This is a genomic window from Streptomyces sp. NPDC047061 (genome assembly GCF_040643955.1).
GTDB lineage: Bacteria > Actinomycetota > Actinomycetes > Streptomycetales > Streptomycetaceae > Streptomyces.
The window spans coordinates 1-11,123 of sequence record NZ_JBEYVI010000096.1 but is presented as its reverse complement, the minus strand read 5'-3'; the positions used below and the strand labels follow the sequence as shown (position 1 = coordinate 11,123).

8 protein-coding genes are annotated in these 11,123 nt (G+C 71.3%); 5 read left to right on the top strand and 3 right to left on the bottom strand.

The features are described from left to right. The first annotated feature begins 609 nt into the window (after nucleotides 1–609). Nucleotides 610–2,022, top strand: coding sequence for a hypothetical protein (locus ABZ887_RS50495; RefSeq protein ID WP_361306384.1), 1,413 nt, complete (start codon nucleotides 610–612; stop codon nucleotides 2,020–2,022). Between the two features lie 129 nt (nucleotides 2,023–2,151). On the opposite strand, the gene ABZ887_RS50490 is transcribed toward ABZ887_RS50495, so the two are convergent. Together ABZ887_RS50490 and ABZ887_RS50485 are read right to left on the bottom strand one after the other, a co-directional pair. Next, nucleotides 2,152–2,694 (bottom strand): DUF1707 domain-containing protein, encoded by a 543-nt coding sequence (locus ABZ887_RS50490; RefSeq protein WP_361306382.1) that lies wholly within the window; start codon nucleotides 2,692–2,694, stop codon nucleotides 2,152–2,154. Between the two features lie 96 nt (nucleotides 2,695–2,790). Further along, entirely contained in the window at nucleotides 2,791–4,335 is a 1,545-nt protein-coding gene (locus tag ABZ887_RS50485) for a Na+/H+ antiporter (RefSeq protein WP_361306380.1), read from the bottom strand. Nucleotides 4,336–4,572: 237 nt separating this feature from the next. Between ABZ887_RS50485 and ABZ887_RS50480 the strand changes: the two genes are divergently transcribed. Together ABZ887_RS50480 and ABZ887_RS50475 are read left to right on the top strand one after the other, a co-directional pair. Further along, on the top strand, nucleotides 4,573–7,068 hold the full coding sequence (locus ABZ887_RS50480; RefSeq protein ID WP_361306378.1) for an ATP-binding protein: 2,496 nt from the start codon (nucleotides 4,573–4,575) through the stop codon (nucleotides 7,066–7,068). Beyond that, entirely contained in the window at nucleotides 7,068–7,871 is an 804-nt protein-coding gene (locus ABZ887_RS50475) for a DUF4118 domain-containing protein (RefSeq protein ID WP_361306376.1), read from the top strand. Before ABZ887_RS50480 ends, ABZ887_RS50475 begins: the two co-directional genes overlap by 1 nt. A gap of 26 nt (nucleotides 7,872–7,897) precedes the next feature. On the opposite strand, the gene ABZ887_RS50470 is transcribed toward ABZ887_RS50475, so the two are convergent. Beyond that, the gene (locus tag ABZ887_RS50470; protein WP_361306374.1) at nucleotides 7,898–8,476 is read right to left on the bottom strand and encodes a hypothetical protein; all 579 of its coding nucleotides are present in this window, start codon (nucleotides 8,474–8,476) and stop codon (nucleotides 7,898–7,900) included. 282 nt (nucleotides 8,477–8,758) lie between these two features. Here ABZ887_RS50470 and ABZ887_RS50465 point away from each other — a divergent pair, with 282 nt between their 5' ends. Further along, nucleotides 8,759–10,600 carry an APC family permease gene (locus ABZ887_RS50465; protein WP_361306372.1) on the top strand — a complete coding sequence of 614 codons (1,842 nt, stop codon included), beginning with the start codon at nucleotides 8,759–8,761 and terminating at the stop codon, nucleotides 10,598–10,600. A gap of 258 nt (nucleotides 10,601–10,858) precedes the next feature. Further along, nucleotides 10,859–10,948, top strand: coding sequence for a K(+)-transporting ATPase subunit F (gene kdpF / locus ABZ887_RS50460; RefSeq protein WP_016434100.1), 90 nt, complete (start codon nucleotides 10,859–10,861; stop codon nucleotides 10,946–10,948). The last annotated feature ends 175 nt before the right edge of the window (nucleotides 10,949–11,123 follow it).

The window sequence follows — 11,123 nt, the reverse complement described above, 5'->3', positions numbered from 1 at the left end:
GCGGATCGGTGGCCGTCCGTGGCGTTGCTCGTGGCCGGTCGTGGGGGGGCGGGGGGGGGGGGGGGGGGGCCCCCCCCCCCCCCCACGGACGTGCGGACGTCGGCGTGGGAAGACGACGGGACGCCACACGGTGGTGCCTGTCTTCGGGACACGCACCACGCCGCCGCGCGCCACGCTCGGATTGAGGACTCCGGAGCGGGTGAGGCCGTTGACGCCTCGGCCTCGGCGGCGGACCACAGGAACCTATCCGCGAACGAGGACCGAACAACCCTGTCCAGCGCGGAATTTGCGGCTTTCATACGGGTCCGGCGCGAGCACCGTCAAGGTCGCGTCAAACCGACCTGGCGCGCCGTCAGAAGACCGTCAACGCCGCCCGCTCCTGGCCGGATCCGGTCGCAGACTGAGCGTCAACGGGGGGACGGGCGACCGTCCGTGGCGTGACGGGGAGGGACCGTGACCATCACGGCCGGTACATCGCACAGACCTCAGCCGGAGGTCGGCGAGCAGCTGCCGCAACCGGCGGTCACCCCGCCCGGAGGCAGCTCCGGACCGCGCCAGGGAGGGGTGTCGCGGACGGACCGTCCTCGACGCCTCCCGAGGCAGCAGGCCGTGGCCGCGCGGGCCGCTCTGCGCCGCCGCTACTGGGCCTCTGTGCCCGCGCGGCTGCGCCTTCTGCGCGCGGCCACGTGCCTGCTCGCCGGCACACTCGCCGTACTCCTGCTGGTGGCCGGGCTCACCACCCTGGGCACCTGGAGCAGCGTGGCCGGCCACGACGCGCCCCGCACCACCAGCGCGGCCGATCTCGACCTGGCCCTGAACGACATGGACGCCCAGGCCGCCAACATCCTGCTCTCCAACGGAGACGCGGGACAGGGCCGGCTCCAGACGCCGTACGAGAAGGCCGTCGGCTACTACGCTGACGCCCGGCGCGAGATCGGGCACGATCTGAGCACCCTCGCGGTCGCCGCGCAGGGCAGCCGGGCCGACGAGCAGACGGTGGAGTCGCTGACCGACGGCTTTGCCGAGTACCAGGAGCTGATCGGCCGGGCCCTGGAGAACGACGGTCACCACGGAGGCAAGGCAGGCGCCCTGACCGACTACCGTCAGGCGACCGACCTGCTGCGCACCCAACTCCTCCCCGCCGCAAGCAGGTTGCTGACCTCGAACAACGCGGCCTTCGACACCGAGTACTCCTCGGCACGCTCCGGCCTGCGCACCGAACTCGCCATCGTCCTCGCCCTCGGCGTGCTGCTGCTCGCCGTGCTCGGCGTCCTCCAGCGGTATCTGGCCCGCCGCTTCCAGCGCACCCTGAATCCAGGAGTGCTGGCCGCCACCGTCTGCACGCTGCTCGCGGTGCTCCTCGGGGCGCAGATGCTGTCCGCCTCCACGGAACAACTGCGCGCGGCCCGGCGCGACGCATTCGACTCCGTCGTCGCCCTTTCCAACGCCCGCGCCGTCGCGTACGACGCCAACGCCGACGAGAGCCGTTATCTGCTCGACCCGCAGCGCCGTACGCAGTACGCCGACTCCTTCCTCGCCAAGTCCCAGCAGCTGTACGGACTGAAGGGTGCCACGCTGACGACGTACGACTCGGAACTCGCCACCACCTGGCACGCGTACGAGATCGACCACCACGACCTGGGCTTCACCGGCGACTTCCGCCGCGAACTGGACAACATCACCTTCCCCGGTGAACGCGCCGCGGCGGAGAAGACGGTCGACGCGTACGCCGTCTACCAGCGCGACGACCGCAAGATCCGCGCACTGCTCGCCGCCGGGAAGGAACAGGAGGCGGTGGAGTTCTGCATGGGGTGGGAGCCGGGCACGTCCAACGCGCACTTCGGGGCGTGGATGGACGCGCTGGACAAGGTGGCGGACATCAACCGCACCCACTTCACGTCGTCCGTGGCGGAGGGGCGTTCGGAGGCGGGCAGCCTGCTTCCCTGGGCGTGCGGGTTGCTGTGTGCGGCGATGGTCCTGGCTGCGCTGGGACTGCGGCCCCGACTGGCGGAGTTCCGCTGAATCTGCCAAGTGCTCTGACCACATAGGTTCGCCGTGGCGGTGTTTCTGGCGGTGGGATGTGGGTGACCTCCGATCCGATTGCTGGAGGCGCGGTGTAGGAGGGCATCCGCTGGGGTTGCGGATGGGGCCTCATCGCCACGCGTGGCGGATCTTCAGTCGTCCGTACCCCATGGCTCCGAAGATCCGGATCCGCGGCCCGCCTGGGCGGGAGTGCCGCCGGGGCTTGTATCTCGGGTCCTTCCACTCGCTGCGCAGATCCTCGATCTCGACGATCGCGTCGCGAGGCACCGTGATCCTGGCCCTGCCGTACGGGAGTTGCAGCTCGATGTCGACGACAGGGTGCTCGATGACCGCCCGCGACAGGTCCAGGTCCACCTTTCCGTATGCGGACTCGACCTTGAGGATTCGTGGCACCCGCCACGCGCCGCCTCGCCGGATCCACCCGCTGGCGGCGGCAATCGTGGACGTGGTGGGAGGCTTCTCGGCGGGGAGCGAGGCCATGGCCGACACGAGCTCGGCGCGTGTCGTGACGGTGAGCACCTGGTGGAGGCGTTCGTCCATCTCCTCGTGCGAGATGTGGCCTTCGGCGTATGCCTCCTGCAGGCGGTTCACGGCCGTGTCGCGGTCGTCTTCACTGATCAGTGACAGCGGGTCTTCCGGCAAAGACGTCACCGTCTCACTCTAGTGCCGCGCCGCGGTGCGAACGCGGCGAGGTCCGCAGTGGGCAAGGCATCCGTTGGTATCAATATGGGGTCCCATCGCGAAGCGCTACGCATCCGCCAACCGAGCCTCCTCCAGATCCAGCCCCCGCTGAAGCCGTCGCCGCGTCGTGTCGCTGATGGCGTGATCGTCGTAGAGGCGTTGGAGCGCCGCGGTCTCGACGACGATCAGGTCCCGGCGGAGCTGGCGGTAGACATGGTCGGCGGACTCGGTGCCCACGTCGGCGTCGTCCAGGCGGGCCGCCAGGCCCCGGCGGAGCCGGTCGAGGACGACCTCCGGCACGACCTCCAGCTCCGCGAGCTCCTCCAGGCGGGTGAGGCCGGCGTGGGCGAGGTGGGAACGGGCCTCGGCCTCCTCGCGTGCGGTGTGCGCGGGCTCCAGCGCGATGCCGGAACGGCGGACGACCGAGGCGAGAGTGAAGCCCTGGACGACGAGGGTGACGACCACGACCGAGGTGGTCAGGACCAGGACCAGCGGCCGGTCGGTGAGCGGTGTGCCGTCCTTCATGACCTCCGGGATGGAGAGGGCGGCGGCCAGCGGCATCACCCCGCGGGTGCCGGCCCAGGTGAGTACCATCGGCACCCGCCAGTTCACCCGGCCCAGGCCGCCCTTGCGCTGCACGACCGCCGACAGGGGCGCGAGCCACAGCATGCGTACGGCGACGACCGTGGCGGCGACCGCGAGGGCGTACAGCGGCCAGGCCCGGTCACCGTCGGCCAGGGCCTGCACCTGGGTGGGAAGGGCCAGCCCTATGAGGCTGAAGACCACGCTCTCCAGCAGGAAGACGACCGTGCCGTAGACGGCGTGGAGCTGGAGGCGGATGCGGGCGGTGGTGAGCTTCTCGCCCCGGCCGCCGAGGACCACACCGGCCACCACGCAGGACGTCACCCCGGAGGTGTGCGCGACCTCCGCCAGCAGGTAGGCGGCGTACGGGGTGATCAGGGCGATCACCGTCTCCAGCACCGGGTCCTCGGTGCGGCGCCGGATCAGTGTGATCACTCCGGCGACCGCGGCCCCGATCACCGTGCCGCCGCCCGCGAGCACCAGGAACTCACCCCCCGCTGCTCCCCAGTTCGCGGCGGCGGACGCCACGGCCACGCCGGCCGCGACCCGTACCAGCACCAGCGAGGTCGCGTCGTTGAACAGGCTCTCGGCCTGCACCAGCACCTGCACCCGGGGCGGCAGGGCGAGCCGGCGGCCGAGCGCGGTGACCGCCACCGGGTCCGTGCTCGCCAGGATCGCGCCCAGCACGAACGCCATTTGCCAGGACAGGGGAGTGACCAGCGCGGCCACCACCGCCACGGCCGCCGCGGAGGCCAGGACCAGGCCGATGGCGAGTATCCCGACCGGCTTCCACACCGCGCGCAGCTCCCGCCAGGGCATGTCCTCCGCGCTCGCGTACAGCAGGGGCGGCAGGACCACCAGCCCGATGATGTCGGGGCTGATCTCGATCCGCGGGGTGCCCGGCAGCAGCGCCACCGTCAGGCCGGCGACGACCAGTAGTGAAGGGGCGGGAATGCGCCACCGGCGCGCGAAGGTGGCGACCACCGTGGCGAGGACCACGAGGGCGAGAACCGTACCGACGCTGCGCATGCCGTCCCCCTGGGGCCCCAACAGAAGTCACTGTGACTCCCGGCCGACCAGACTTCCCGGCACACCGGTGCTCACCCTATCGGGCGCTGGTCACGTCAAGACAGTGTCAAGGTCCCCGGGACCGGCGACAAGGAACCGCTAACAACCGCGCCGACCGCCCCGTGAAGCGGCTTCCTTGGGAGGGGAAACCCTTGTGCGCAGGAGAGTTGCACCAGTGAGCGGAGCGCGTCGGCGGCGATGAGTGACGTACGGCCCGGACGACTGAAGGTCTACCTCGGGGCGGCTCCGGGGGTCGGCAAGACCTACCGGATGCTCGACGAGGGGCGTCGCCGCGCCGCGCGCGGGGCGGACGTGGTGGTGGGGCTCGCGGAGTGCCACGGGCGGCCCTGCACAGAGGCGATGCTCGACGGACTGGAGACAGTCCCCCGGGTGGCCTGCACCTACCGCGGCGGACGGTTCGAGGAGATGGACCTGGCCGCGGTGCTCGCGCGCCGTCCGCAGGTCGTGATCGTCGACGAGTTCGCCCACAGCAACATCCCCGGTGACGGCCGCAACCCCAAGCGATGGCAGGACATCGAGACCCTGCTCGACGTCGGCATAGACGTCGTCACGGCACTGAACATCCAGCACCTGGAGTCGCTCAACGACGTGGTCGAGAAGATCACGGGGGTGCCGCAGCACGAGAGAGTCCCGGACGAGGTCGTACGCCGCGCCTGGCAGATCGAACTGGTCGACATGCCGCCCGAGGGCCTGCGCCGGCGCATGGCGCACGGCAACATCTACGCCCCGGAGAAGATCGACGCGGCCCTCGCCAACTACTTCCGGCCGGGCAACCTGACCGCGCTGCGGCAGCTGGCGCTGCTGTGGGTGGCCGACCGGGTCGACGAAGGGCTCCAGGAGTACCGCTCGCAGCACGGCATCGGCAAGGTGTGGGAGACCCGGGAACGGGTGATCGTCGCGCTCACCGGCGGGCCCGAGGGAGACACCCTGATCCGGCGGGCCGCCCGGATCGCCGACCGGTCGGCGGGCGGCGACCTGCTCGCCGTGCACGTGGCCCGCAGCGACGGCCTGGCCGCCGGCGTCTCGCACGCCTCGCTGGCCCGGCAGCGACGGCTGGTCGAGGACCTCGGCGGCAGCTACCACTCGGTGGTGGGCGACGACATCGCCACGACCCTGGTGGAGTTCGCCCGTGCCGAGAACGCCACGCAGCTGGTGCTGGGCACGAGCCGCCGCGGCCGGCTGTCACGGTTCCTGACCGGCCCCGGTACGGGGGAGACCGTGACCGAGCTGTCCGGCGACATCGACGTGCACCGGGTCACCCATGAGCGGGCCGGACGCGGCACGCTCCTGCCCTCGCGGCGGCGCACGCTGTCCACGGCCCGGTTGATCGCCGGCCCGGTGGCGGGGCTGGTGCTGCCGGTGCTGCTCACGATCGGCCTCGCCCAGCTGCGGGGCACGCTGAACCTGACCAGCGAGGCGCTGCTGTTCCTGCTCGCGGTGGTCGGGGTGGCCTGCATAGGCGGGGTCACCTCGGCGGTGATCGCGTCGGTGACGGCGTCCCTGCTGCTCAACTACTGGTTCATCCCGCCCATCGGCCAGTTCACGCTGGACGATCCGAACGCCCTCCTGGCCCTGGCGGTGTTCGCGGTCGTGGCGGCCACCGTGGCCGCGGTCGTGGACCGCTCCCTGCGCCTGTCGCGCCGCTCCGCCCGCGCGACGGCCGAGGCGGAGACCATGTCGTCCCTGGCCGGCAGCATCGTGCGGGGCGAGGCGACGATCCCGGCGCTGCTGGAGCGGACGCGCGAGACCTTCGGCATGGAGTCGGCGGACCTGCTGGAGGAGCCTCCCGACGCGGCCGGTGCGACGGCCGTCCCGGCGGGCCCCGGCGCCTTCCTCGTGCTGTCCGGCCGCGCGATGTCGTCGTCCGAGCGCCGGGTGCTGGCCGCGTTCGCCGCGCACGTCGGGTCGGCGGTGGAGCGGGCCCGGCTCGCCGAGGCCGCGGCCGAGGTCGAGCCGGTGAAGGCCGCCGACCGGCTGCGAACGGCGCTGCTGCGGGCCGTCGGCCACGACCTGCGCACCCCGCTCGCCGCCGGCTGGGCGGCCGTCACCTCGCTGCGCAGCCGCGACGTCGAGTTCTCCTCGGAGGACCGCGACGAACTCCTCGCCACTGCCGACGAGTCCATGGCCAAACTCAACCGCCTGGTCGAGAACCTCCTCGACCTCAGCCGCCTGGAGGCGGGCGCCCTCCCGCTGAACCTGCGTCCCACCTCGCTGGAGGAGGTCCTGCCCATGGCACTGACGGACGTCTCCGGCGTGGACGTGGCGGACGTCGAAGAGGTCCCCCTGGTGCTTGCCGACCCGCCGCTGCTGGAACGCGTGATCGCCAACCTGGCCGGAAACGCCGAGCGCCACACACCGCACGGGAAGAAGGTGCTGGTCACCGCAAGCGCCCTGGCAGGCCGGGTGGAGCTGCGGATCGTGGACCGGGGGCCCGGTCTGCCCGCCGACGGCCGGGATCGGCTCTTCGAGCCCTTCCAGCGGCTCGGCGACACCGACAACACGACCGGCCTCGGTCTCGGACTGGCCCTCGCGCGGGGCCTGACCGAGGCCATGAACGGCACCCTCACCCCCGAGGACACTCCGGGCGGCGGTCTCACGATGGTCGTGTCGCTGCCGCTCGCCGCGCAGAGCGTGGGTGCCGAACCGACGGAGCACACCGTGGGAGGTGCGTGATGAGCACGACGACCAGCGCGTGGAAGCATCCCCGGAGCAGGACCCGGGCCACGCCCCGGACCTGGCCGTTGCGGGACCGGCTCGCCCTGACGGCGGGCCTCGTCGGCCCCTTCCTGGCGGCCCTCGTACTCGTCCCGTTCCGTACCGGCCTGTCGCACACGAACGCCGCGCTCGTCCTGGTCGTGGTGGTCGTCGCGGTGGCCACGCTGGGCAGCCGTACGGCGGGCGTGCTCGCGGCGCTGTCGGCGGCGGCCTGGTTCGACTTCTTCCTGACCCGGCCGTACGAGACCTTCGACATCAACGCGTCCGCCGACATCGAGACGGCGGTGCTCCTGCTGGTCGTCGGAGTGATCGTGTCCCAACTGGCGGCCCGCGCACGCCGTCTGGAGGTCGTCACGGTCACGGACGCGACGTACCTCTCGCGTATCCACCGCACGGCCGAACTGGCGCACTCGTCGGGCTCCGCGAACACCGTGGTCGACCACGTCCGCCGGGAACTCACCGAACTCCTCGGGCTGCGCGCGTGCCGCTTCGAGTACGGCATCCTCCTGGGGCAGCCGCCCTGGCTGCACAACGACGGCGGTCTGACGGTGGGCAGGCGCTCGTGGGACGTGGACGTCGCCGGCTGGCCCGAGGGTGAGATCGAGCTGCGTGCCTACGGCAACGGCCACTACCTCGGCCGCTTCATGCTCGCTCCAGGCCCGGGGCCGGTACCTCCGCTCCAGGCACGGCTCGTGGCGGTGACACTGGCCGACCAGGCCGGGTCGGCGCTGGACACGGCTGGACCCGTCGGAGCCGGCTGAGCTTGCTCCAGAACGGAGGCTTTGACTCACTCCAGGCCGGAGGCTTTGAACACGGCCTGCGCGTTCTCGTCGTCCACGCGGCGGGCGATGCGCCCCAAGACCGTCGCACCGCACCGCAGGAGCCCGTCGGCAGTGGCTTTCCGCGCGCCCTCGTGCAGGCGGAACCACAGCTGCGGATTGCGCACCAGGACCTCGGGGTCGATCTCGACATGGCCGTCGAGCGCGTCCCGCAGCAGGATCCGTTGGGAGATGCCGTCCACGCAGCGGACCGACACCAGCAGATCCGTCCGTACCCGGTGCTCACGCACCAGTCGGCGCGAGGCCAGCCAGTTCCCGCCCGCCGACACCCGGGCGGGACACAGCACGACGAACAGCAGCCCGGCGAGAGCGAACCACAACGCGGCGCGCCACGGGGTGAGCCTGCCGGAGCCCCAGTCGACCAGGAGAACGAGCACGAGCAGCACACCCGCGCAGCGGACGGTGGCCCGCAACTCCAGCACCCACTCAGGGGCGTTCGTCGCGTCACCGGATCCGTCGGGCCGCTCCGCGTACGCGCCGGGCGGCCCTCCGCGCACGTCGTCGTCACGGTCGTCACGGCGTCCCATGGTGCTGACGGTAGTGAGCCGAGGAACCCGGTCGGTACGCCTTGATGCGGCTCTGACGGATATCCAGCGGTTCCTTGCCTCTTGATCGTGGAACACGTCGCCCGGCGGGAGCACATGAGAGTCGCGCAGGTCACATGCCTGTCAAGGCCACGTCAAGGTCGGGTGGTTGGGCGCGAAGAAGCCGCAAGGAGCTGTCGGACGCGGCCGGAAACGGACCGAACCTGGATGCTGCCGCGCGCATCAGCCCGCGTGCGTGGCCGAGGCAAGAAGGAGTCCGCATCCATGTCCGTCGTGACCATCGAGCCGAACGCCGTCCCCGCCGGCGAGGAACCTCCGGATACCGGTGAACGCCACCGGCTGACCACCGCCACGGGCCTGGCCGCGCTGTCGCTGGACGCCATGGCGTCGGTGGCGTACGGCCCCGAGGCGATCGTCCTCGTCCTGGCGGCCGCGGGCGCCCACGGCCTGGGTTTCACGATGCCGGTCACGCTGGCCATCGCCGCCCTGCTCGCGGTACTGGTGGCCTCGTACCGGCAGGTCATCGCGGCCTTCCCGGACGGCGGCGGCTCCTACGCGGTCGCCAAGACCCACCTGGGCGCGCGCACCAGCCTGGTGGCGGCCGCGTCGCTGGTGCTGGACTACGTCCTCAACGTCGCCGTGGCCGTCACCGCGGGCGTGGCGGCCCTGACCTCGGCCTTCCCCGCCCTCTACGACGACCGGCTGTGGCTGTGCCTGGCGGTGCTCGCCCTGATCACGGGCGTCAATCTGCGCGGGATCGTGGAGTCGGCGAAGGCTTTCATCGTGCCGACGGTCGTCTTCGTCGGCTCGATCTTCGTCCTCATCGCCGTCGGTCTCTTCCGCTCCCACCCCGTGAGCACGGCCACCGCCGCCGGGCACGCCTCGGTGGTCGCCGACAACGCCACGAGCGTGGGGACCCTGCTCCTGCTGAAAGCTTTCGCCTCCGGCTGTGCCGCGCTGACGGGCGTGGAGGCCATCGCCAACGCAGTCCCCTCCTTCCGGGCCCCGCGGGTCAAGCGGGCCCAGCGCGCGGAGGTCGCCCTCGGCGCCGTGCTCGGCCTGATGCTCATCGGCCTGTCAGTACTGATCGGACGCTTCCACCTCCAGCCGGTCGAGGGCGTCACTGTCCTGGCCCAGCTGGCAGACGCCTCCCTCGGCCACAACTGGGCTTTCTACGTCATCCAGTTCGCCACCATGATCCTGCTCGCCCTGTCCGCGAACACCTCCTTCGGCGGCCTGCCGGTGCTGCTGAAGCTGCTGGCCCGCGACAATTACGCGCCGCACGTCTTCGCCCTGAAGGCTGACCGCCAGGTCCACCGGCACGGTGTCCTCGCCCTGGCCCTGGTCTCGGCGGCGCTGCTGGTGTTCTCCGGCGGCGACACCAACACGCTGGTGCCGTTGTTCGCCATCGGGGTCTTCGTCGGGTTCACCATCGCCCAGGTGGGAATGGTGCGGCACTGGCGGCTGGTGCGGGGGACCGGTTGGCGCGGGAAGGCGCTGCTCAACGGGTTCGGGGCAGTGCTCACCGCGGTGGCCACCGTCGTCGTCACCGCCGCCAAGTTCACCGAGGGCGCCTGGCTCGTCGTCGTGATGCTTCCGCTGCTCGTGGCCGCCTTCGTAGCCGTCCACCGCGCCTACGGCCGGATCGGCGAGCGGCTCGGTCTCGGCCGCATACCCGAGCCCCCGCACCGCGAGCGCTCGCTGGTGATCGTCCCCGTCTCGTCCCTTTCCAGGCTGACCTCCGAGGCTCTCACCGCGGCCTCCTCCCTCGGCGACGAGGTCCGCGCGGTGACCGTGTGCTACCCGGACCCCGAGGACCGGGCCGCCCTGCACACCCTGGAACGTTCCTGGGCAGCGTGGAACCCGGGCGTCCCCCTCGTCCCCCTGTCCTGCGAGCGGCGCAGTCTGGGCCGTCCCGTCGCCGCCTACGTCCGCGAGGTGACCGCGGCCGAGCCGGGCACCCGGGTCACCGTGCTCATTGCGGAGACCGAACCGGAGCGGCTGTGGCAGCGGCTGCTGCAGAACCAGCGGGGCGCGGTCGTCGCACACGCCGTGCGACGGGAGACGGACGCGGTGATCTGCCGGCTCCGCTTCCGGCTGCCGTGAGCTCGGAACACCCGCCGTCACGGCGGCCTACTCACCGGTATGGATCAGAGACCGTAAGAGTCCCGTCAAAGCCGTGGGTGCCGCCGTATGAGAGCCGTAAACGGGCGATCCGATCCGGCCAGGGAGACGCTTTCCTCTACTAGTCCGTTTGCATCGAACCTCACTCCAGGAGTTCGCGATGGCCGATGTGGCCTTCGTCGTCGCCGTGCTCGCCGGTTTCGCGCTGGTGGCCCTCGTCGCCAAGGGGGTGACGAAGCTGTGACCGCCGAGAACATCGTCGGCCTCGTCGTGGCCGTCGCCCTGCTGGGCTATCTCGTCCTCGCCCTGATCTTCCCGGAGAGGTTCTGACTGTGACATCAGCTGCCTCCGCAGCGGGCGACATGGGTCCCGTACTCGCAGGCTTTCTCCAGCTGCTCGCCCTCATAGGGGCGCTGGCGCTCGCCTACATTCCCCTCGGCAACTACATGGCCAGGGTCTACTCCTCCGACAAGCACCTGCGTGTCGAGAGGTGGATCTACAAGGG